Here is a 21,274-nt window from a genome sequence, read left to right on the forward strand (position 1 = left end):
CCACCATGTTTCGACGCATCGCCATTGCCGCCGCCCTGTTCGCCTGGCTACCGCTTGCCCAGGCGCAGTTGCCTGAACCGGTCGCCTCCCGGATGGCCACCGGCGGCATCGCGCTTGACGCGATCAGCGTGCTGGTGCTGCGCGGCGACACCACGGTCGTGTCGCACCTGGCCGACCGCCCGATGCAGCCGGCCTCGACGATGAAGCTGGTGACCACCCTGGTCGGCCTCGAGCAGCTCGGGCCGGCGTTCAAGGGCCGCACCGAACTGCGCGCCAGCGCCGATGTCGTGCGCGACGTGCTCAAGGGCGACCTGGTGCTGCGCGGCGGCGCCGACGCTGACTTCAGCGGCGAGGTGCTGGAAAAGATGCTGCAGACCTTGCGCAACCAGGGCATCCGCCGCATCGACGGCAACCTGGTGCTGGACCGCTCGCTGTTTTCGCCCAGCCGCACCGACGTCGGCCTGCCGCCGTTCGACGGGTCGCCCGACGCGTACTACAACGTCATCCCCGACGCGCTGCTGGTCAACAAGAACATGCTGCAGATCGACATGCGCTCGACCGACCGCAAGCTGGCGCTGGTGATGCAGCCGCCGCTCGACCGCGTCACGCTCGATTCGGCCATGACCTTGATCGACGCCGACTGCGCCAAGTGGGAAGACGGCTGGAAGCAGCCGCAGGTCCAACAAATGGGCGGCAAGCTGAAGGTGGTGCTGCAGGGCACCTTCCCGAAAAACTGCGCCAAGGGGTACAGCATCAACGTCGTCGACCGCCAGGATTACGTCGGCCGGCTGTTCCGCGGCACCTGGAAAAAGCTGGGTGGCTCGTTCAGCGGCGACGTCACCGAAGGCGTTGCCGCGCCGGACACACGCATCCTCGCCGAGCACGCCTCGCGCCCGCTGCCTGAAGTGGTGCGCGACATCAACAAGCCGTCCGACAACGCGCTGGCGCGCACCGTGTTCCTCAGCCTGGGCAGCCTCGAGGCCGATCCGGTGCTGGGCAGCCGCCCGATCGCCGCCAGCGCCGAAACGACCTTTTCGCGCGCCGACCGCGCGGTGCGCCAGTGGATGCGCCAGCACAATATCAACGACGAAGGCCTGGTGATGGAAAACGGCTCCGGCCTGTCGCGCACCGAACGGATCACCGCGGTGCAGATGGGCGGCCTGCTGCAAGCCGGCCTGCGCAGCGACTGGGCGCCGGAGTTCCAGGCCAGCATGCCGATTGTCGCCGTTGACGGCACCATGCGCCGGCGCCTGAAGGACAGTCCGGCCGCCGGCCGCGCGCGCCTGAAGACCGGCACCTTGAACAACGTGACGGCGGTGGCCGGCTACGTGCGCGATGCCGCCGGCCAGCAGTGCGTGGTGGTGGCGATGCTCAACGGCGACAACATCGGCAGCGGCAAGGGCCGCGTGGTACTCGACGCGCTGGTCGACTGGGTCGCGCGCAGCGGCGTCGAGCCGGCCACGTTAGTGGCCAGGCCACAGTGATCGGCCGCAAGGTCACTGCAGGGGTCCGACCCGTTTTTTTCTGTTAGGGTCAGACCCCGGAGTTACCGGCGTCAACCAAGATGTCAACAGCACCGATGGCGCACAAACGATTCTACTCCGGCATGTTCGCGAACGACATGAACAGAACCAGCGGATTCGATGGGAGGGGAATGAAGCCATACTTCCGATAGAAACCTGCCGCCTGGTCGTCCTTCGCATCGACGAACAATGACCATCCCCCGACCTCCAGCGCGGCGGCGCGCGCTCGTCTCATCGCATCAACTAACAAATATTCGCCGTAGTGCTTTCCCTGTTCGCCTTGCTGAACGCCGAGCCGGGCCAGCGTTATTCCGGGTAGGTTCCTTGGCAATTTTTTCGCTATTTCTCGGGGTAGCGCTTCCTTGGGTGTCATGCTGCGCAGAGCGAGCGCATAATATCCCAGCACTACTTGGGGGAAGTCAGCGTCCACTAAGACAAATGTTTGCGAAAGTGAATTGTCTTGATGCTGCCTGGCGATCGATCCCAACCAATTGTTCAGCACATCGTTCCCGCAATTAAAACTTTTTACGTCATGTATTTTTTCCAGTGCGACTACGAACGGAGTCATCATTTGCCTTATTTCCATGTCTTCCGAACGCTTTCTTCAGCGCTGAATTTGGCGGCGTAGGGTTGTCGAGCATTTTTATGAATAAGGCTGCATCCTCGCGGGAAAAATATATCGTTCGTTCGTGATCGATAATCTTGTCCGCTTTTTCGATCGCAGCTTGGATCAAGAACTGATTCAAAGTTGCGCCCGTCAAGTCTGCTGCCGCCTGCAGCTTTGTTGCTATGGGTTGGGATACGCGAGCCGTGATCCGATCCCTGTTTTCCGTGGCGCTCATAGGTACACCCTTGCGTTTGCGTTTCCGTCATTTTCGCCGCCCTTCTTGACCGCGACAGAGCGAGCATAGCACGCGTGGCGCCATCTTGGCACCAGGCTGGCGCCAAATTGACGGCAGTTAAAGTTTTCCGAAAGTCTGGCACCTCAGCGGCGAAAAGGTCTCAGGGCTAAGGGGAGCGAGAGCGAAGTTGATCAAAGAACGCGCCGGAACGTCTGCCGCACCACGTTGCGGTCGCCGCAATCGTAATGCCACCACTCCGTGGTGATGCCCTGAAAGCCCGCCTGCACCATGGCGTCGCGCAGCAGTTGGCGGTTGGCCACCTGTGCCGCCGTGATCTCGCCGCGCGCCAGGAACTGCGGTTCGAGCGCAGGATGCGAACGGTCCGTCATGTCGTCGAACCCGGTGCCCATGTCGAGCTCGCGCCCGGCCTCATCGAGAATCGTGATGTCGAGCGCCATGCCGAACGAGTGGATCGAGCCGCGCTCCGGATTGGCCAGGTACATCTGCAATTCGGTGCCGGCCAGCGCCTCCCACAGCTGCTCCTGCACCCGCTGCGGGCGCAGCGCGTCGAGCACCAGCGCCGTGCAGCCGGGCCGCTGCTGTGCCAGCCACGCCACCACTTTTTCCAGCGCCGCCGCCGCATCGCGGTGCAGCCAGGCGCAGTCGAACGGAGAGTACAGGTCGCGCCCGACAAAGTTGTCGGCGCCGGCGTATCGCAGGTCCACCGCAATGCCGGCAATCGTCGACAGGTGGCGGAACTCTTCGCTGCCGGCGATGTCTTCGCTGGCCACTGTGTGCTTCATTTGAACCATTCCTATTCGATACAGGCGCGCGCGGTTGCGCCGATGCTGTTGGCCAGTTCGCGTGCGCCGTGCGACAGCGGCGCGTGGCTCGCGGTCAGCAAGAACAGCTGCACCGGAATTGCCGGCGCCCAGGCGCGCCGCTGCACCTTGCTGTCGACCGCCGAGGCGGCCGTGAACGGGTCGACAACGGCCATGCCGGCGCCGGCTTCCACCAGCGAACGGGCGATCTGGTACGTCTGCACCACCGTGTGAAACAGCGGATGCACGCCCTGCGCCTCGCAGGCGGCCACGACCATGTCGCCGAGCGGATCGTTGTCGGCGTGGCCGATCAGTTCGCCGCTGAGGCCGTCCGCCGACACCGGCAGCAGGCTGTCGGCCGCGCTCCAGCTGCCGGCCGGCGCAATCACCGTCATCACGCCTTGCGCGATCGGTTCGGCCACGATGCCGGGGTGGCGCGGATCCTGCAGCGACAGCGCCATGTCCGCTTCGCCGAGGCGCAGCGCGTTGACGATCTCGCTGGTGTGGAACGTGGCCAGCTCGCAGCGCGTGGCCGGAAAATCGCGCCGCCAGGCCGACATCGCCGCCGGCAGCACGCTGATGGCAATCGTCGGCGTCGACACCAGCCGGATGGTTTCCACCGCGCGGCCCTTCAGGCTGGCGGCGAGGCGGCGGATGCCCTGCAGGTCGCGGTTCAGCTTTTCGGTCTCGACGAACAGGCGGTGCGCTTCGGGCTTCGGATACAGCTTGCCGCGCACGCGCTCGAACAGCGGCATGCCCAGTTGCAGCTCGGCGTGCTGCAGCACCTTCGTCACCGCCGGCTGCGAAATATGCAGCACCTGGGCGGCGCCGCTGATCGTGCCAACTTGCATGATCGCGTGAAAGACTTCGATATGACGCAGGCGCATGGCCTCAACCTTCCATTAACGGCAACCCGCGGGCGCCAATCCATTCAGCATATAACAAATAGCTGGCGGCGGCGCCTCAAGGCGCCTTCGGCGCCGGCGTCGTCAGCACTTCGAGCAGCGCCGCCGTCTCGGCGTCCGGTGTGCCGTCGATGATGGCAGGGCGGTATTTCATCTGGAACGACGTGATCACCGACTTGGTGACAGCGTCGAGTTCGCCGGTCTTCGGCACCGCGTAACCGTGCGTGGCCAGCTTCTGCTGGAACCAGGCCACGTCCGGCAGCTGCAGGTCGTACTGCGGCCGCACCGCCACCACGCGCGCCGCGTCCGGCCACACGATCAGGCCGGCTTGCGCCAGCTGGAACCACGGGAACATCGGCCCCGGGTCCTGCTTGCGGCCCGGCGCGATGTCGCTGTGGCCGAGAATGTTCTCCGGCGGCACCTGGTGCTTGGCGACGATTTCCTTCAGCAGCAAGATCAGCTGGTCGATCTGCGCTTGCGGGAACGGATACCAGATGCGCCCGTTCGGCCCTTCGGTAAAGCCCGGGTTGACGATCTCGATGCCGACCGAACTGCCGTTGATCATCGTGTAGCCTTTCCAGTTCGACACGCCGGCGTGGTTGGCCTGGCGCGTCTCGTCGACCAGCTTGTAGATGACCGGCTCGGCCTGGTCGGTCAGCAGGTAGTGGCTGCTGACAACCTGCGTGGTCAGTATCTTGATCGAGCTGGGCAGGTTGCTGACTGTGTAATGAATCACGATGAATTTCACGCGGCTGCTCTGGCCGACGGCGTTGAGCGACGTGTCGATGCGCGGCCCCTGGCTGGCACAACCGGAGAGCAGGGCGATGATCAGGGCGGCAAGCAGTGTTTTCGTTTTCATGGTCGGAATGTGAAGTGGGTTATTTGGCAATCCGCGCCGCGGCGTGGTGCGCCTGGCTGACGGTCTGGGTCAGTGCTATGTCGGACGGCAAGGCGGCGCGCATGGCGCCGAAAATACTCGGGTGCAGCGCGGCCGCGCGGCCTGCCAGCGCCACCGGGCGCACGCCGAAGCGCTCGGTCAGCGCGCGCGCCAGCCGCGCCAGCTCGAGTCCGGCGCTGTGCAAAATGGCGGCGGCGGCCGGGTCTTCGACACTGGCGGCGACGGCCAGCGCCAGCTTGCCCACTTCGCCGCGTTCCTGGCCGTAGATGAACTGGCGCGAGAACGACCAGTCGTCGCCGCCGACGTGCTCAAACACCGCGCGCGCCATCGCCGACTGCCGCCAGCGGCCCGGGCACTCGTCTTCGTTGCGCCAGATCTGGCGCAGCGCTTCGCGGGCGATCCAGAAGCCGCCGCCGCCGTCATCCAGCATCACGCCGCGTCCGCCGGCGCGGTGGAACTGCTGCTCGGCGTCGATGAAGGCGCCGATCGAGCCGGTGCCGGCGTACACCAGGTAGCCTTCGCCCGGCGCGAAACTGTCGAGGTAGGCAATTTCGATATCGTTGCACAGCGTGACGGCCTGGGCATTCAGCCCGAGCAGCTCGGCCAGCCAGCGCTGCAACTGTTCGCCGTCGCCGCCGAACCCGGTCATGCCGGCGCGCACGCAGACCGGACGGCCATGCAGCAGCACCGCGCGGGCCAGCTCGGCAAAATTGGCGTGCACCGTCTGGCGGCCGGCCGCGCTGCCCATCTGCAATGCCGACAGGCCGGCCACCTGGCCTTCGGCGACGATGGCGCCGACCGCGTCGGCCAGCGCCCAGCGCGTCTGGGTGCCGCCGGCGTCGATGCCGAGGCCGAACGCGCCTGGAACAACTGCTTGGTTCATGCTGATCGGTCCTCTATTTGACCGATACCGGCACGCGCGCGCTCTCGTTGCCCAGGCGGTCGACCGCGTTGACGAACACCGCGCTGGCGGCGCCCAGTTTCGGGTCGTCGGCGATGCTGATGTCGGCGCGCGACGCCGGCGTCACGGCGAAGCGCCACTCATTGCCGTAGCGCGACCAGATCGCATACTGTGTGTTGTCCTTGCCTGGCGACAGCTTCAGGCTGACGCCCTTGCCGTCGCGCCGGGCGCTGACGCTCGGCACGCCAGGCGCGACGGTACCGAGCCACGGCGTTGCCGGCACCAGCGCCGGCCCCGCGTAGTGACTCGCCTTGAGCTGGTCGGTGATGCCCTTGCGGTTGCCCATCAGCGCAGCCATGCTGAAGTGCACGTGGCCGGTGGCGCCCGGGCGCGTGCGAGTCACGCCGACCTGCTGGACGATTTCTTGCGGCTGGAAATCCTTGGTCGGCGCGCCGATCCGGCTGGTAAACAGCCCCGGCCAGATGTGGCGGCCCTTGCGGTTCTGCGCTACCCAGTAGTCGAGCAGCACCGGATACGACTGCGGCGGCGCCGCGATCGACCAGTACAGCTGCGGCGACAGGTAGTCGAGCCAGCCGTTTTCCAGCCACAGCTCGGCGTCCGCGTACAGCTTGTCGTACTGGCTGAAGCCGACGATGCCGGCCGGGCGCAGCGCCGGCTTGCCCAGGCCAAACGGGCTGATGCCGAACAGCACCCAGTTCTTTTCGCGGTGAATGCCGGTGTACAGCGCCTCGATCAGGCGGTTGACGTTGTCGCGCCGCCAGGCCGAGCGATCGAGCTTGCCGCCGGACTGCAGGTAGCGCTGCCAGGCCGGCTGGTCGGGGAAGTCGAGCTCGGTCCTCGGCGCATTGCCGTCGAGCGCCGCCGCTTCACCGGCAGCGCCGGGCGCCTCGATCGGGTACGGATAGAAGTAGTCATCGATGTGCACGCCGTCGATGTCGTAGCGGCGCACCACGTCGAGCACGACGTCGAGCGTCTGCTTCGACGCCGATTCCTCGGCCGGGTCCATCCACAGGAACTTGCCGTAGGTCTTCACCGCAGCGGGATTGAGCTTGGCGATGTGGTTGGCGGACACCGGCGACTTGGCGCCCGAGTGGCGTGCCCGGTATGGGTTGAACCAGGCGTGCAGCTGCAGGCCGCGCGCATGCGCTTCGGTCACCCAGAACTTCAGCGGATCGTACATCGGCTGCGGCGCCGCGCCTTGCGTGCCGGTCAGGTATTCGGTCCACGGCTCCAGCTTGGACGGGTAGATCGCGTCGGCGCTCGGGCGCACCTGCAGCACCACCGCGTTCAGGTTCATCGCGCGGGCGCGGTCGAGGATGGCGATCGCCTCGGCCTGCTGCTGCGCCGGATTCAAATTCGGCTTGGTCGGCCAGTCGATGTTGGCCACCGTCGACACCCAGGCGGCGCGAAATTCGCGCGGCGCCGCCGGCGGCAACGACGTCGGACCGGCCGGCAGCGCGCCTGGCGTGACGGCGCCCGGTGCGGCGACGACCGCGGGATCTTTTGGCTTGACCGTGGTGCAGCTTGCCAACAGCGCGGCAATCGACAGCGCGCCGGCGAGCCAGCCGATTTTTTTGGTAGTAGGTTGCACGAGAACTCCGTTTTTTAAACTTTGACAAACCATTTATTGCGCCACATGATCCAGGCGATGCCGAACATGAAGGCGTTAAACAGCAGAGCATAAAGCAAGGACGTATTCACCGGCGCGATCGGCAGCGCGCGGATCGGCGCATACAGCATCCTGCCGAGCGACAGCAAGCTGCCGTCGGGCTGAGTGAATTTGATAAAGCCGAGCATCTTGGCGATCAGCCCGGACATCGCGAAGATGAACAGCGCGTTCATGCCGTAGATGACGAACGGGCGGCTCCAGCGGCCGGCCGCTTCGCGCAGCGCCGCGCTGGGCGTCACGTCCAGCAGCCAGTAAAAAGCGGCGAACGCCAGCAGCGCCCAGCCGCTCATCAACAGGCAGTACGACGGCGTCCACAGGCTCTTGTTGATCGGCATAAGGGTGGCGTCGAGAATCGAGCCGAGCGCCAGCAGCACCAGGCCGGCCAGCAGCAGCCACACGGTCTGTTCGCTGCGCGGCGTGTTCGATAACAGCCAGCGCCCGGCCAGCACGCCGACCAGTTGGCTGCACAGCGCGGGAATGGTGCTGACCAGCCCTTCCGGGTCCCACGTTTTTGCCTGCACCCACAGGTGCTTGCCCAGCACGAGCCGGTCGAGCCAGGCGCCGATGTCCTTGCCCGGCTCCAGTACGCCGGCGCCGATGCCGGGCACCGGCACCCACAGCATCAGCACCGAATACGCAGCCAGAAGGGCGGCGATCCAGCCGAGCTGCTGGCGCCAGCTGCAATACACGACGATCGGCGCGGCCAGCAGGGTGCACACGGCAATGCGCTGCAGCACGCCGGGAATCCGCACGGTGGCGAAATTAAAATTGGGCATCAGGTTCAGCGCGAAGCCGATCAGGAAGATCAGCAGAGCGCGCACGGCCAGCTTGCGCAGCAACGTCGGCTTGTCGAAACCGGCCGCGGCCAGGCGCCCCAGCGACAACGCCATCGACACGCCGCCGATAAACAGAAAGAACGCAAAGATCGTGTCGGTGAAGGTCCAGCCGTTCCACTTGGCATGGGCCAGCTGCGGATACAGGTTGCCCCAGTCGCCGGGATTATTCACCAGCACCATGGCGGCGATGGTGAAGCCGCGAAATGCGTCCAGCGATGTCAGGCGGGTCCCGGTATCCTTCATCGGCGCTACTTCTTGCCGAACTCTGGGTCGATCTTCACCATCGCCGCCATGATGAACGCCGGAATCGTCATCACGCAGACGTAGATGAAGAAGTGCTGGTAGCCAAGGTATTCCTGGATGCGGCCGCTGACCATGCCCGGCACCATCATGCCGAGCGCCATCAGGCCGGTGCAGATGGCGTAGTGGGCGGTCTTGTGCTCGCCGTCGGCCACCATGATCATGTACATCATCATGGCGGTAAAGCCGAAGCCATAGCCGAACTGTTCAAGCGCCAGGAAGGCCGACACCACCACCAGGTCCTGCGGCTGTGCGCTGGCCAGGTAGACGAACACCAGGTCGGGAATGTGCACCGAGAACACCATCAACCACAGGCAGCGCTTCAGGCCAAGCCGCGAAATGACGTAGCCGCCGAGCAGTCCGCCGAGCACCAGCGCGCTCACGCCGACGGTGCTGTAGGCAATGCCAACCTGCGTGGTAGTCAGGCCCAGCCCGCCCTTGACGACCGGATCCATCAGGAACGGCGCGACCAGCTTGAGCAGTTGCGACTCGCCCAGCCGGTACGTCAAGATGAAGCCGAGGATCAGCCAGATGTCGCGTCGCTTGAAGAACGCGCCGAAGGTGGCGAAGAATTCCTTTAAGTAATTATCGGTCTGCACCACCGCGTGGTCCTCGAGCGGGCGCGGCAGCACGAAGCGGTGGTACACGCACAACAGCAGGAACATGGCCGCCAGCACGAAAAAGACAACCGACCAGGCGAAGTGGACATCGCCCGTACGCTCGGTCAGCTGGCCGGCCAGGTACACCAGGCCGCCCTGGCCGGCCAGCATGCCGAGCCGGTAGAAGGTGCTGCGCACGCCGACGAACGCGGCCTGCTGCTGCTGGCGCAGGCCCAGCATGTAGAAGCCGTCGGCGGCAATGTCATGGGTGGCCGAACTGAACGCCATCAGCCACATCACCGCCAGGCTGGCCTGGAAAAAGCCGGGCAGGCGCATCGTCAGCGCCACCATCGCCAGCGACGCGCCGATCACCAGCTGCAGGCCGACGATCCACCAGCGCTTGGTGCGGAACATGTCGACCACGGGCGACCACAGCGGCTTGATCACCCACGGCAGGTACAGCCAGCTGGTGTAGAGCGCGATGTCGGTGTTCGAAATGCCGAGGTCCTTGTACATCACCACCGAGAGCATCATCACGATGACGTACGGAATCGACTGGCTGAAATACAGGGACGGGATCCATGCCCACGGACGGCTCTTCACTGGTGCTTTTTGCATAGGTCTTTCGTGATCGAGCCGTGCATCGTGCTTTATGCGGCGAGTGCCTGGCGCACGCTGCCGCGCGCCACCTCGAGCAAGGCCCTGGCCTGGTCGATACTGGTTTTTTTAGACAGGGCCACGATGGCGACCTTGACGTGGAAATCACATTGTTCCAACGCCGCGCGGGCCGCGCTTTCGTCGGCGCCGGTGGCAAACATCGTCAGCCGTACCGCGCGCAGCACCAGCTTGGCGTTGGTCGGCTTCAAGTCTACCATCAGGTTGCCATAGACCTTGTTCAAACGCACCATCAGCGCCGACGAAAATGTGTTCAGCGCGATCTTTTGCGAGGTGCCCGCTTTCAGCCGCGTGCTGCCGGAAATGATTTCGGCGCCGGTGTCGAGCGTGACGCCGATCTCGGCTTCGCCGGCCACCGGCGAATCGGTATTGTTGGCAAAGCCGACCGTCAACGCACCGGCCGCGCGGGCGGCGCGCAGCGCGCCCAGCACGTACGGCGTGGCGCCGGACGCGGCCAGCAGCAGCACCACGTCGTTGGCCGTCGGCTTGGTGGCGATCAGGTCGGCGGCGCCCTGCTCGAGGTCGTCCTCGGCGCCTTCGACGGCGACGAACATGGCCTGCTGGCCGCCGGCCAGCAGCGCCAGCGCGCGCTCATGCGGCCAGGAAAAGGTCGGGTACAACTCCACGCTGTCGAGCAGGCCAAGGCGGCCCGACGTGCCGGCGCCGACATAGATCAGGCGCCCGCCCGCTTCCATCCGCGGCACCGCGGCGGTGACGGCGGCGGCCAGGCGCGGCGCCGCCGCGCGCACCGCCTTGACGGCGTTGGTCTGGTCGTCGACCAGCGTATTGATCAGTTCGGTCGTCGGATACTGGTCGAGCTGCGCGTGTTCCGCGGAGGGAGTTTCTGTTTTGAGCATGCCGTCTGACGTGGATGGGTGGTTGCTACCAGTGTAATACCAACCACCGGGCGCATCCCATGAAAGGAGATGCCGCGGCCATTCCGAAAAGTTATGCAGACTTCACCATCGTTTTACGAAACCCGTCGCATTTCCGCTACAAAATCGTAGTGGTCGCTGCGGCAATACGAGTGCGTCAGCTCGACCGCCTGGCCCGACTCGAGATAGCCGATGCGCGTAATGAACAGCACCGCCTGGCCTTCCGGAATGCCGAGCTGGCCGGCCAGGATCGCCGGCGCGTTCATCGCGCGGATGTGCTGCAGCGCGCGCACCGGCATGTGGCCCGTCAGCGCCAGGTGTTCGTACAGCGAGCCGCCGACGCTGTCCGGGCGCGGCAGCACGCTGGCCGGAATCACGCTGACCTCGTAGGCCATGACGACGTCATCGGCCAGGCGCAGCCGTTCGAGGCGGGCGACGCGCGCGTGCGGCGACAGCCCCAGGCTCAGTTGCTCGTCGGCGGCGGCGACGACGATGGCGCGCTTCAGCCATTGCGAGCGCGGCCGGTAGCCGCGCTGCAGCAGCTGCTCGGAAAAACTCGACAGGTTCGACAGCGGCTGCTCGATGCGCGGCGCGATGTAGTTGCCCGAGCCGCGGCGGCGCACCACCAGCCCCTGGCCGACCAGCTGGTCGATCGCCTTGCGCGCCGTCACGCGCGACACGTCGAGCTGCTCCGACAGCAGGCGCTCCGACGGCAGCGCCTGATCGACCTGGTAGCGGCCTTCCCGCACATCCTGGATCAGCTTGCGCGCCACCTGCATATATAGAGGGGAATTGTCGTTCAAGTTGGCCCTGAAGTCGGTACTCGTATCGCTCATTGTTGTCTTTCGATCGGTCCGGCACCGGCCTGACCCCGCGTGGCAGCATTTTATCCCGACTTGATCGGCCCAGTCATCAGGCATGATGCCGTATCAAAAGTTATAGCACATTAACTTCAATTCATTGGCTCCCGCCCGAAGCTGTCCCTTATGCTGTGATGAAAACAACCAAGGAGACCACGATGCAACAGGGTAGGCGTACATTGCTTGGACTGGCCCTGCTGGGCGGCATGAGCCGGCTGGTCAATGCGGCGCCGGCCGGCGACGGCGCGCTCGACCGCGAGCTGGCCGCCATTGCCGCCGACCCCGATTGCACCCTGGCCAGCCTGTCGGTGCTCGCCATCCGCGCCGGCAAGGTCGTGTACGAGCGCCAGTTCGGCCAGCGCTTCCTCGGCGCCGCCGCCGCGCCGTCCCGCCCGGCCGACCAGCACACCTTGTACCGCATCGCCTCGATCTCGAAGATGATGACCACGCTGGGTGTGATGATGCTCGTCGAGCAGGGCAAGCTCGCGCTCGACGCCGACGCCGGCGCCTACCTCGGCTTCCCGCTGCGCAATCCCAACTTCCCGCAGCGCGTCGTCACCTTGCGCACCCTGCTGAACCACACCTCGTCGCTGCGCGACGACGCCGGCTATTCGTGGCCGGCCGACACCGCCCTGTCGACCATCCTGGTGCCCGGCGCCAGAGGCCACGGCAAGGGCGGGATGTGGGCCGCCAACGCCGGCCCCGGCGCCTACTTCACCTACTGCAACCTGAACTGGGGCGTCATCGGCACGGTGATGGAGCGCGTCACCGGCGAGCGCTTCGACCGCCTGATGAAGCGCCTGCTGCAGGGCCCGATGGGACTGCACGGCGGCTTCAACGTGTCCGAACTGTCGCCGCAGGACCTGGCCAACCTCGCCACGCTGTACCGCAAGCGCACCGTCGACACCGAGGTCTGGGACACCGCCGGCCCGTGGATCGCCCAGGTCGACGACTACAGCGCCGGGCCGCCCGCGCCGCCGGCCGGTGTCGCCAGCTACGTCGCCGGCACCAACGCCACGCCGTTCAGCCCCACCGGCGGACTGCGCATCTCGGCCCACGACATGGGACAGGTGATGCTGATGCTGATGAACGGCGGGCGCCACCAGGGCCGCCAGATGCTCTCGCCAGCCAGCATCGAACGCATCTTCGCGCGCGAGTGGACCTACGACGGCAGCAACGGCGACACTTCCGGCGGCCTGTTTCAATGCTGGGGGCTGGGCAACCAGCAGTTCCCCGATCCGCAGCTGGTCGAAGGCGCCGCCTTCAAGGGCTTCGGCCACCTCGGCGAAGCGTACGGCCTGATGTCGGTATTCGTGTTCGACCCGGTGACGAAGAACGGCATGGTGGCGCTGGTCGGCGGCAGCTCGTCCGATCCGGCCGCGCGCAAGGGCCGCTATTCGTCGATGGCGCGCTTCGAGGAGCGCATCCTGACGGCGCTGTACCGCCGCGCGATTATCGGCAAAAACCCGCGCAAGAACCTCCGCTAGCATGAATGTTGGTTATGACCGCACCATCTTCATTCATTAGCCCGAACCACGGCCAGCCCCTAAGCTGGATGTATGTATACAAGAATAATGGGTCGGCATGCAGGACGTAATAGTAATTGGCGGGGGTGTGATAGGTCTGACCTCGGCATGGTGGCTGCTGGAAGCGGGCTACGGCGTCACGCTGCTTGAACGCGAAGCGGTGCTCGGCAGCGCCGCCAGCTTCCGCAATGGCGGCCAGCTAAGCTACCGTTACGTCTCGCCGCTGGCCGATCAGGGCGTGCCGCTGAAGGCCGTCCAATGGATGTTCCAGGCTGACGGGCCGCTGCACTTCCGTCCCGAAGCCGACCTGCGCCAGTGGCGCTGGCTGGCCAGCTTCCTGGCCAGCTGCACCGCCGCGTCGAACCGCAAGACCACCGCCAAGCTGCTCGAACTGGGCGAACTGTCGCGCCGCGCGATGGGCGAACTCGAGCTGCGCATTCCGCTCGAGGCGTTTTCGTGGCGCGACGCCGGCAAGATGGTGGTCTACCGCTCCAAAAAAGTATTCGACAAGGCCGTCGCCCGGCCCGACTCGGAAGACGCGCGCCAGGTGCTCTCGCCCGAAGAATGCGTCGCCCGCGAGCCGGCGCTGGCGGCGGCCTTGCCGCAGCTGGCCGGCGGCATCTTCAACCAGGGCGAAGCGGTGGCCGACTGCCACGCCTTCTGCCAGGCGCTGGCCGACCGCCTGCGCGAGCACCCGCGCTTTCGCGGCGTGGTCAACGGCGAGGCGCGCCGCTTCGTCGTCGATGGCGGCAAGGTGATTGGCCTCGACACCAGCGCCGGCATGCTGACGGCCGATGCGTACGTGCTGGCCGCCGGCATCCAGAGCCGCGACCTGGCCGCCAGCGCAGACATCTACCTGCCGCTGTATCCGCTCAAGGGCTACAGCCTGACCGCGCCGATCCGCGCCACCGACTGCGCGCCCGAGATCTCCGTCACCGACTTCGAACGCAAGGTGCTGTATGCGCGCATCGGCGACTCGCTGCGCGTGGCGGCGATGGTCGACATGGTCGGCGAAGACCTGTCATTGGATGCGAAGCGCATCGCCGGCCTGACGCGCCAGGTGCGCGAGACGATGCCCAACGCGGCCGACTACGACCGCATCTCGCCGTGGGCCGGGCTGCGGCCGGCCACGCCCGACAGCGCGCCGATCATCGGCGCCACACGCTATTCGAACCTGTGGCTCAACGTCGGCCAGGGCCCGCTCGGCTTCACCTTCGCTTGCGGCTCGGCCAAGCTGCTGGCCGACTGCGTCAGCGGCAACGCCCCGCCGTTCTCGATGGACGGCCTGACGCTGCGCTAGCAACGCAGTTTCGCCAATAGGCCCGTCGTCCTCGCGAGCGCGAGGACCCCATTTCGGCGAGTCGTCCGCGCCCGGCCACGCAGTCTTCGTCTCCGGAAAGCAACGTGTTCCGCACACACGAAAAAAACTAGAGGTCTCTCACTCGTGAAGTTGCCTCAGATTTCCGTTTGGGCCGGTAATCACGTCAGCGAACTGATCAAGCGAGCGCCACACGCCGTCAGATCATCATGGTAGGCATACGGTGTGCCTTTGTGCTTGGCTCCGGCGCCATCGGGCTTGATTGGAAACTCGCCCTTGCACTGCGGGCAAAAAGTCATGTCTCCCGCAAGCGCCGCGGTAATGCCCATCACGATAGTACCGGATGAGACGGCCGTTACGTGACCGCCATGATCCGTCTTGTCGTTCAAGCGAATAACGCCACGTCCCTTGTGTTTCATGGTTTGCCCGCTCGAGAGTCAATTCTTCGGCTGAAGATGATACGAACCTTCGGAAGCGCCGGGAACCTTGACGCGGAACTTCAATCCAGAAAGGAGCTTGTCCCAAAGAGCTACTGCCTCGTCGTCAGTGACGGACGCTGACTTCGCCGCCCCGACGGTGTTGTGTTCAACTTTGGTGAACATCGTCACGCCAAATTCTGACGGATTGGCGACATCCCGCGGCGTACCCACAAATGCCCATTCAAAATCGTGGACGCCGTCAGCGCGCTTGATGAGAGACTCCTCGCCGTGCCAGTGCTGCACATTGCGCTCGCCCTCGCGTAAAACTGTTCGGCTTGGGTAGTGCATGCCCTGGTCCGTTTTCGCTTGCTTGATGCGAGAAAGCAGCGACAATTCTTTCTTGTATTTTTCGAACTCCGCTGGGGGATAGTCACCATACGCGTCTTTGTTCGAACTGATCGAAAAAGTCACGTCCGGGACGCTTGGCAGGAATAGGCCAGCGCTGGCGGTTTCCTGATCTGAATACAACTTTTCAGGAATGAAAGCATGCTTGATACAAAAGCCGGATTCGGCCGGGACCTCGTCTTCTGCGCGCAACCTAAGGTTTGTGGCCAAGACGGCCTGCCTCCTGGCCGCAGCCGATTCAGTGTCCATTTTTTCATCAAATTTCTTTTCAAGCCTCACGGAATCGTCAATGAGGAATGTAATATCCCCTTTGTTAATATAGGTTTGAAAGTAAAGAGCGCCGCGCTTCTTGTTGTACTCATCTTCAAAGTAACGAAGTTGCCAGCTTGCGTCGACCGGGCCTCTCCCGTTATAAACGATTTCAGCCGTGTTATTATCAGCTTTTATCTTGGCGATATCCCCAGCGACCCATACTTTGCTGGCCTCCTGCCCGCCATTCATGGTCTTAACAAGGGCTGGAAGGCCTACCGATCCGGTGATCAGTTCTGCCTCTAGGGGCACCTCGACCGCATAACGACCGAAGCAGACTAGCTTCGTTTTTGCAAACAGCAACTGCAGACGTGGGCTAAGTTTTACAGACTCTGGCACGGGGTTCTCCTTGAAGGAATAGTTTGGAGTACAAGCTGTGAGTAGTGATAACGCAGCCACCGTCGCGCGAAAGCGAAGTCCGTCCTTATCTTCTGTGTGTAAGGTCATGATCTATGCCCACTTTGCTGTTTTTGCAATCTGAACGATGGAATACAACATTGAAGCTAATACGTGAGGGTCGGCATAGCTATTTTGATGTTCGTAGCCTTGTCCTTCGACACCGTGGGTGAACAGCGTTCCGTTGATGTTTTTTGCTGATCTGTTTGACGGCACCGTTTCATCGCCGGCGGCGCTTGCAGGTTGCAGTTGCAGGGTCAACATTTCGCGCCCGGCCTGAACCGTGATTTTGCCCTTCGCATCATCGGTAAGAAGGGTCCATGTTTCTGGCGGTGGCAGGGTAAAACCGGCGTCGGAAGTGATCTTGAAAACGATCTCCCCGTAACTTAGGCGATTCTGTGACGCGCAATAGCTAGCGAAAGTGTTGGTATGAAACGTCGTTTCAATGGAATGCAGGAATTTGCTCGCTTCCGTTAAGCGCTTCTTTACTTTTTCGATTCCGCCGCCTGCTTTTTCGTTCAAGTTTCCCGGATTTACCCAAAGAGGATTAAGTAGACGCCACCACGCATTTTCCGGTTGTAGATAGATGTGTTCGAGTGCCGTTTGCTTCTCGCTCGGCCAACTCGCTAGCGGTCTATTGAGGCCGTCGATGACCTTTAACCAATTTGCGCCGTAGCCAGCACCAGGCATCATTTCAAGCGGCGCAGGTGCGTTTGCGAGAATCGCCGTGGCATGCCGACCGTCAATCCCGAGGATTTTCGCTTCGGTTTCCGCTGTAAAACCCGACTTTTCTTGGAAACCGAAGCGCATCCGCTTGTACGCGCCTGCAGCTCCCAAGGTCGGCATGACGTTGTGATAGATGCCGAGCACTTTAAGGCTGCTGTCCTTAAGTAAATTTCCGTAGCTCGGATGGATAAGCGCACGCGCCAACAACCCTCCCATGCTGTGCGTAACAATGATCACCTCATCACACTTGAATCCGCGCTGCTGATAGCCCTTAACCATTCCGCGAATCCGCTCCGCAATAATTTTAGCGGACTGACCATTACTCCGGACGAAGTTGTAGCCCATCGCATGGACTGGATACCAACACGGCGCGATTTTCTTGATGTCGCTTTCAGTGATCGCTTTGCCCGCCGCTCCGCCAAACGCCTGAGGTTTTTGGAGCAGAAGCTTGCTCAGCGGCCGGTCCGCGACTGCCAACATCGGCTTGCCATTTTCGTCGGTCGGCATCGATTGCCACAAAGGACCGACGCGACCTTTCGTCATCATATTGTTGAGAAAAAGCTCCGCCGTTTTAAGCATCGTGCCATACGCACCACCGAACAAGACTTCGCTCCAACCTCGCCAACGGGCGATTTGTGCAGGGCTAGCCCTTCTGCTCCGCCCAGTGTTTGGTTTGGCGGCAAAGTCTGCCATGCTCAGTCGAGCGCCCATCAGCGGCGGAATTGCGGAAAGATCGTGTGGCACGTTGTGGTGACGAACATCCTCCGCCAACGTTTCCTTCCCTTCAGGATCGAAACGATCCTTACTTTCGGTGTAGTGGTAGTACTCGACCTCAGTTTCGTTCTGGTCGAAAATGAGCTGACGCTGGGCTGGCGTCGCGTTCTTGAACCATCCGCCGTAACCCCTCCCAGATAGAATATCTGACTTGCTACTAACGATGTCGTCCGGACGCCACGAACGATTATCGTCACGCCGCAGTTCGTCTTGTCGCCGCTTGCTTACACGCAAGTTGCTCCCCATAACACCTGGGAGAAAGATGACGGGAATGACTTTGCCCGGCGGAACAGCAACGTCGTGTCTCACCGTGTCATCGATCTTGGTCATCACGACGGAATATTCAGCCCATCCGCCTACGCCCTGCGTAAACTCGCCCGGTTGATTGCCGTGTTCGTTTAAATTCGACCCTGCGCCGCTCATGGCAGTTCCCCTTTATAGCGGACGGTATATCTCTCCATATCCATTCCTTTCTGCACTTCGGTTGTGCCGCTGACGCCAGTCTTACCACTCAAGGTGGCACCATCTTCCCGTATGAGCTCGTACTCGATATGGGGTGCCGGCGTCCCGTCCACCTGGAGCATCCGGATTTCCTGGTCAAATCGACTAGTCGGCTTTTCGTTGAACGACTGAGAGATGCTTTTCGGCGCCAGCGTTTCCAGATTCCCATGGAACAAAACGGGTGAGGACGTGAAAAACTGGACCTTATCGCTGATTTCCAACATGTGGTTGGCGCCGTGCAGCCGGACTCCCTTCTTGCCGCGGATTTCCACCCAGTCCGTCTCGCTCATCAGGGCGATCACCTTTTTAGCGATGACTTCGACGTCATCGCTTTGCGCCTGGATGCTCACTTTGCCCGCTGCAGCAATGAGCTTCATCCCAGCGTTATGCACAAACAACCGAAATGTCTTGCGGACGCTGGCGAAAAGGCTGTCGCCGGTGGAGATCGACAGGTCTTTGCCGGTTGTCAGTGCGGTATGAGCGGCACTCGCAATATGGGTCGATTGCGAAGTCGTCGTCTCAATGCCGGCGGGACTGGCAAGTACCAGGTGCGGTGCCGAAAGCTCAGGGAAACTACCGCCCGCGCCCTTGATGGCTTCGTTCTGCACTTTGATGACTTCGGCAACATCTTCTTGTTGCCCGCGTTCCTGCGCCTCGTGCTCAACTGCTGCGTCGGCCAAGGCCGAATGCAGCAGCTGCGCGGTACTCAGTTGCTGTACGGTCTCCGCCATATCTTTCATAGGCGAAGCAGCCGAAGGGCGGGCTTCTGTCGTGATCAGCATGCCTTTGCCCGCGCGCGCTACACCCCAGGAATCGGAAAACAGTTCCCATCCTTCGCCGCGCGTGGTGGTGCGTCCTGCATTGTTGTCAATCCGCGTAATGTGTCCAAGCGAAAGCTGGCTGTGCTGATGATCGCTCTTGAGCTGGGCCTGGATTTGTTCGTGGGTGTCGTCAAGAATCAGATGGTTACTTCGGCCGGCCGAGGTGTTACCGCCTTCGCCCTTCAGTTCGCGGCTGCGAAAGCCGGTCAACGCGCGCTGCGAGGGGAGCTTCCAGGGCGGCATGTAGACCTGGTTGTGAACGCAGCCGGTCACAATGGGACGATCTGGCGATCCGTCAAGCCATTGGACGATAACTTCCGAGCCCACTCTGGGAACAGCCGCCGCTCCTAACTCAGCGCCGGCCCAAGAAGTCGACACGCGTATCCAACCCGAACTGAGTTCATTCCCTTCGCCCGCCCGATCCCAGTGGAATTGCACCCGGATTCGTCCATACTCGTCGGTATAGATGCTCCCCTGTCCCTCGGGGCCGACCACTATCGCGGTCTGAGGGGCGAGGATCTTTGTCTCGACACTATTGAAGCCGCGGCCCGGGCGCCACGGAATTGCCTTGCGACTGCAGATCAGACGATTGCTGTAGCGCGGTTGCTCGGCCTTTTGAAGGTAGTTATTGGTCGCCACATGATTGACCTCGACTATGAGGAACTCGTTCATGCTCCCGCCCCTTGATTCCTCGAACGGATATTTCCCGAAGCGGTCAGTGACGCTAAAAGAACGACCGGGCATGACGCGACTGTTGCTGCCAGCAGCCTCGAAGTATTTGGCCGCGCTTTCCATCTCCTCAAGCCGGAGTCTTACCACGCTGTCACCGTTTGTGAAACCCGTGAAACCGTACGCCCCTGCGTATTCGTATGCCTCGACGTTTAACACGCTGCCTTGTTTGTTGAGGGTCGGCAGGTTGAGTTCCGCCGGCCTGGGATCCTTGAAATTGAAACTTCTCAACGTTACGCTTGCCGGCTGCAGGAAGCGCACTGAGGACCACTCGCTAATTGCGTCTGCCTCTTGTGCTCCGCCGACATGCGCATGGAACCGAATTTCAGGATCGCCGTCGATCGTTGCGGCGCGGGTTGAATCGTCCGCAAAAACTAGTTTGTGTCCTTTGTCGTCATGTTCGTAATGATAGTAAATGCCCGCAGATTCCCAGCGCCTGTGCAGATAATTGGCGTCAGTTTCGTTGAACTGACAGGCGTCGGTCATCGCCTTATCTTCGCCATAAATTTTGCAATCCCATACCGCATAGGCACCGTAATCCCTGAAAATGCTTTCGGTCTGTCGGCGCAGGTTCGCGCTATGAAAGAGATAGCAATCCTTTCGCAACGATAGGAATTTCAGCCATGGGCCTAGCTTCGCTTCGTAGAAAGCAATGTTCTCGGCCTTCTTCCGTTGAAAGCTGAAGCAGTAGCCTGAAAAAAAACGCAGCGTGCCTCCCTGCTGAACCAATTCAATGCTGAGGAGCTTCCCCTGAATGTCCTTGAGCTCGATGTTCGGGTTGTTCGACAGGATTTCGACGCTAAATTCGAAATCGCGCGACAGTCCTTCAAATGCCTCAAGCGCCTCGACGACGAACTCGCACTGCGGTCCATCGTCGTTAGGAAAAGATAGGCGAAGAATACGGTTATTCTGACGCGCTTTAATGAGGTCGCGCAGGCTGTCGACAATGTCGCCCATAACTTTTCCCTTTGCAGGCAAGTGAGCATTGATACTAACTAATGACAGAGCCGTGCGTTTCAGAAACACCAGCGACCTTGCGAATTATCAATCGCTTCCAAGTACATCTTTATACGAACAACTCCCAACCAAAAATCGAACTGGCCGCGCCTTTAGCGACAGTGCGGTCGCGCGCCACGCCTGCTACTTAAATGGCGGATAATGAAGCCTTCCGCCAGCAGCTAACTACCATGCACATACCCTCCAATCCAGCTGCCTGCCCGTGCGGCGGCGGCCCCTTTGCCGCCTGCTGCGGCCCGTTCCTGGCCGGCGCCGCGGTCCCGCCATCGGCCGAACTGCTGATGCGCTCGCGCTACTCGGCCTACACGCTGCGCGACGAAGCCTACCTGCGCGCGACCTGGCATCCGAGCACGCTGCCGGCCGGGCCCATCGTCGACCCCGATGAGAGGTTACAGTGGCTCGGACTTGAGGTAGAATCTGCTTTACGTTTACGTCAACGTAAAGCAGACTTGCCTGACTCGCCAGACCGCGATACCGTAGAATTCGTCGCCCGCTACAAGATCGGCGGACGCGCGCATCGCCTGCACGAAGTAAGCCGTTTCGTGCGCGAGCACGGCCCCGGCGCGGCACGCTGGTTTTACCTCGACGGCAGCTTCCCGAACAAGTAG

The 21,274-nt window shown here is 62.5% G+C and carries 19 protein-coding genes; 4 read left to right on the top strand and 15 right to left on the bottom strand.

Going from position 1 to position 21,274, the window contains the following annotated elements; genetic code table 11:
• The first annotated feature begins 5 nt into the window (after window positions 1–5).
• On the top strand, window positions 6–1,484 hold the full coding sequence (gene dacB / locus ACP7DD_RS09860; RefSeq protein WP_426174605.1) for a D-alanyl-D-alanine carboxypeptidase/D-alanyl-D-alanine endopeptidase: 1,479 nt from the start codon (window positions 6–8) through the stop codon (window positions 1,482–1,484).
• A 112-nt stretch (window positions 1,485–1,596) separates the two neighbouring features.
• Here dacB and ACP7DD_RS09865 read toward each other — a convergent pair whose 3' ends face one another.
• The 11 genes from ACP7DD_RS09865 to ACP7DD_RS09915 form a co-directional block, all read right to left on the bottom strand.
• Entirely contained in the window at window positions 1,597–2,094 is a 498-nt protein-coding gene (locus ACP7DD_RS09865; protein WP_426174606.1) for a GNAT family N-acetyltransferase, read from the bottom strand.
• The gene (locus tag ACP7DD_RS09870) at window positions 2,054–2,365 is read right to left on the bottom strand and encodes a DUF1778 domain-containing protein (protein WP_426174608.1); all 312 of its coding nucleotides are present in this window, start codon (window positions 2,363–2,365) and stop codon (window positions 2,054–2,056) included. Before ACP7DD_RS09870 ends, ACP7DD_RS09865 begins: the two co-directional genes overlap by 41 nt.
• A 191-nt stretch (window positions 2,366–2,556) precedes the next feature.
• Window positions 2,557–3,168, bottom strand: a complete 612-nt coding sequence (locus tag ACP7DD_RS09875; protein WP_426174609.1) for a M15 family metallopeptidase — start codon at window positions 3,166–3,168, stop codon at window positions 2,557–2,559.
• Between the two features lie 11 nt (window positions 3,169–3,179).
• A complete protein-coding gene (locus ACP7DD_RS09880; protein ID WP_426174611.1) occupies window positions 3,180–4,073 on the bottom strand; it encodes a LysR family transcriptional regulator in 894 nt (297 codons plus the stop codon).
• 76 nt (window positions 4,074–4,149) lie between these two features.
• The gene (locus ACP7DD_RS09885; protein ID WP_426174612.1) at window positions 4,150–4,950 is read right to left on the bottom strand and encodes an N-acetylmuramoyl-L-alanine amidase; all 801 of its coding nucleotides are present in this window, start codon (window positions 4,948–4,950) and stop codon (window positions 4,150–4,152) included.
• Between the two features lie 19 nt (window positions 4,951–4,969).
• Entirely contained in the window at window positions 4,970–5,872 is a 903-nt protein-coding gene (locus tag ACP7DD_RS09890) for an N-acetylglucosamine kinase (protein ID WP_426174614.1), read from the bottom strand.
• A gap of 13 nt (window positions 5,873–5,885) precedes the next feature.
• Complete coding sequence (locus ACP7DD_RS09895; RefSeq protein WP_426174616.1) at window positions 5,886–7,502, bottom strand: glycoside hydrolase family 10 protein; 1,617 nt, start codon at window positions 7,500–7,502, stop codon at window positions 5,886–5,888.
• Window positions 7,503–7,516: 14 nt separating this feature from the next.
• Window positions 7,517–8,659 carry an acyltransferase family protein gene (locus ACP7DD_RS09900; RefSeq protein ID WP_426174617.1) on the bottom strand — a complete coding sequence of 381 codons (1,143 nt, stop codon included), beginning with the start codon at window positions 8,657–8,659 and terminating at the stop codon, window positions 7,517–7,519.
• A 5-nt stretch (window positions 8,660–8,664) separates the two neighbouring features.
• Complete coding sequence (locus ACP7DD_RS09905; protein WP_426174618.1) at window positions 8,665–9,933, bottom strand: MFS transporter; 1,269 nt, start codon at window positions 9,931–9,933, stop codon at window positions 8,665–8,667.
• A gap of 32 nt (window positions 9,934–9,965) precedes the next feature.
• Window positions 9,966–10,847, bottom strand: coding sequence for an N-acetylmuramic acid 6-phosphate etherase (locus tag ACP7DD_RS09910; RefSeq protein ID WP_426174619.1), 882 nt, complete (start codon window positions 10,845–10,847; stop codon window positions 9,966–9,968).
• Between the two features lie 113 nt (window positions 10,848–10,960).
• Complete coding sequence (locus ACP7DD_RS09915; protein ID WP_426174620.1) at window positions 10,961–11,701, bottom strand: GntR family transcriptional regulator; 741 nt, start codon at window positions 11,699–11,701, stop codon at window positions 10,961–10,963.
• Window positions 11,702–11,883: 182 nt separating this feature from the next.
• Between ACP7DD_RS09915 and ACP7DD_RS09920 the strand changes: the two genes are divergently transcribed.
• Together ACP7DD_RS09920 and ACP7DD_RS09925 are read left to right on the top strand one after the other, a co-directional pair.
• A complete protein-coding gene (locus ACP7DD_RS09920) occupies window positions 11,884–13,212 on the top strand; it encodes a serine hydrolase domain-containing protein (RefSeq protein ID WP_426174621.1) in 1,329 nt (442 codons plus the stop codon).
• Window positions 13,213–13,309: 97 nt separating this feature from the next.
• Window positions 13,310–14,551, top strand: coding sequence for a D-amino acid dehydrogenase (locus ACP7DD_RS09925; protein WP_426174623.1), 1,242 nt, complete (start codon window positions 13,310–13,312; stop codon window positions 14,549–14,551).
• 179 nt (window positions 14,552–14,730) lie between these two features.
• Here ACP7DD_RS09925 and ACP7DD_RS09930 read toward each other — a convergent pair whose 3' ends face one another.
• From ACP7DD_RS09930 to ACP7DD_RS09945, 4 genes are all read right to left on the bottom strand, one after another.
• Window positions 14,731–14,988: a PAAR domain-containing protein gene (locus tag ACP7DD_RS09930; RefSeq protein ID WP_426174624.1), complete on the bottom strand. Its 258-nt coding sequence runs from the start codon at window positions 14,986–14,988 to the stop codon at window positions 14,731–14,733.
• 18 nt (window positions 14,989–15,006) lie between these two features.
• Window positions 15,007–16,041: a T6SS immunity protein Tli4 family protein gene (locus ACP7DD_RS09935; RefSeq protein WP_426174626.1), complete on the bottom strand. Its 1,035-nt coding sequence runs from the start codon at window positions 16,039–16,041 to the stop codon at window positions 15,007–15,009.
• A 111-nt stretch (window positions 16,042–16,152) separates the two neighbouring features.
• Entirely contained in the window at window positions 16,153–18,021 is a 1,869-nt protein-coding gene (locus ACP7DD_RS09940) for an esterase/lipase family protein (RefSeq protein ID WP_426174627.1), read from the bottom strand.
• Window positions 18,018–20,606, bottom strand: coding sequence for a type VI secretion system Vgr family protein (locus ACP7DD_RS09945; RefSeq protein ID WP_426174628.1), 2,589 nt, complete (start codon window positions 20,604–20,606; stop codon window positions 18,018–18,020). The genes ACP7DD_RS09940 and ACP7DD_RS09945 overlap by 4 nt, the downstream gene beginning before the upstream one ends.
• 230 nt (window positions 20,607–20,836) lie before the next feature.
• Between ACP7DD_RS09945 and ACP7DD_RS09950 the strand changes: the two genes are divergently transcribed.
• Window positions 20,837–21,274: a YchJ family protein gene (locus tag ACP7DD_RS09950; RefSeq protein ID WP_426174629.1), complete on the top strand. Its 438-nt coding sequence runs from the start codon at window positions 20,837–20,839 to the stop codon at window positions 21,272–21,274.

The sequence above is a fragment of the Massilia sp. TWR1-2-2 genome (assembly GCF_049897565.1).
GTDB lineage: Bacteria > Pseudomonadota > Gammaproteobacteria > Burkholderiales > Burkholderiaceae_D > JAFCUW01.

Excerpts from the sequence above, each read along its gene's own strand:
- ACP7DD_RS09945 (WP_426174628.1), bottom strand. The coding sequence starts at position 20,606 with ATGGGCGACATTGTCGACAGCCTGCGCGACCTCATTAAAGCGCGTCAG.
- ACP7DD_RS09885 (WP_426174612.1), bottom strand. The coding sequence starts at position 4,950 with ATGAAAACGAAAACACTGCTTGCCGCCCTGATCATCGCCCTGCTCTCC.
- ACP7DD_RS09915 (WP_426174620.1), bottom strand. The coding sequence starts at position 11,701 with ATGAGCGATACGAGTACCGACTTCAGGGCCAACTTGAACGACAATTCC.
- ACP7DD_RS09875 (WP_426174609.1), bottom strand. The coding sequence starts at position 3,168 with ATGAAGCACACAGTGGCCAGCGAAGACATCGCCGGCAGCGAAGAGTTC.
- ACP7DD_RS09930 (WP_426174624.1), bottom strand. The coding sequence starts at position 14,988 with ATGAAACACAAGGGACGTGGCGTTATTCGCTTGAACGACAAGACGGAT.
- dacB (WP_426174605.1), top strand. The coding sequence starts at position 6 with ATGTTTCGACGCATCGCCATTGCCGCCGCCCTGTTCGCCTGGCTACCG.
- ACP7DD_RS09910 (WP_426174619.1), bottom strand. The coding sequence starts at position 10,847 with ATGCTCAAAACAGAAACTCCCTCCGCGGAACACGCGCAGCTCGACCAG.
- ACP7DD_RS09865 (WP_426174606.1), bottom strand. The coding sequence starts at position 2,094 with ATGATGACTCCGTTCGTAGTCGCACTGGAAAAAATACATGACGTAAAA.
- ACP7DD_RS09870 (WP_426174608.1), bottom strand. The coding sequence starts at position 2,365 with ATGAGCGCCACGGAAAACAGGGATCGGATCACGGCTCGCGTATCCCAA.
- ACP7DD_RS09905 (WP_426174618.1), bottom strand. The coding sequence starts at position 9,933 with ATGCAAAAAGCACCAGTGAAGAGCCGTCCGTGGGCATGGATCCCGTCC.
- ACP7DD_RS09925 (WP_426174623.1), top strand. The coding sequence starts at position 13,310 with ATGCAGGACGTAATAGTAATTGGCGGGGGTGTGATAGGTCTGACCTCG.
- ACP7DD_RS09890 (WP_426174614.1), bottom strand. The coding sequence starts at position 5,872 with ATGAACCAAGCAGTTGTTCCAGGCGCGTTCGGCCTCGGCATCGACGCC.
- ACP7DD_RS09920 (WP_426174621.1), top strand. The coding sequence starts at position 11,884 with ATGCAACAGGGTAGGCGTACATTGCTTGGACTGGCCCTGCTGGGCGGC.
- ACP7DD_RS09940 (WP_426174627.1), bottom strand. The coding sequence starts at position 18,021 with ATGAGCGGCGCAGGGTCGAATTTAAACGAACACGGCAATCAACCGGGC.
- ACP7DD_RS09900 (WP_426174617.1), bottom strand. The coding sequence starts at position 8,659 with ATGAAGGATACCGGGACCCGCCTGACATCGCTGGACGCATTTCGCGGC.
- ACP7DD_RS09950 (WP_426174629.1), top strand. The coding sequence starts at position 20,837 with ATGCACATACCCTCCAATCCAGCTGCCTGCCCGTGCGGCGGCGGCCCC.
- ACP7DD_RS09880 (WP_426174611.1), bottom strand. The coding sequence starts at position 4,073 with ATGCGCCTGCGTCATATCGAAGTCTTTCACGCGATCATGCAAGTTGGC.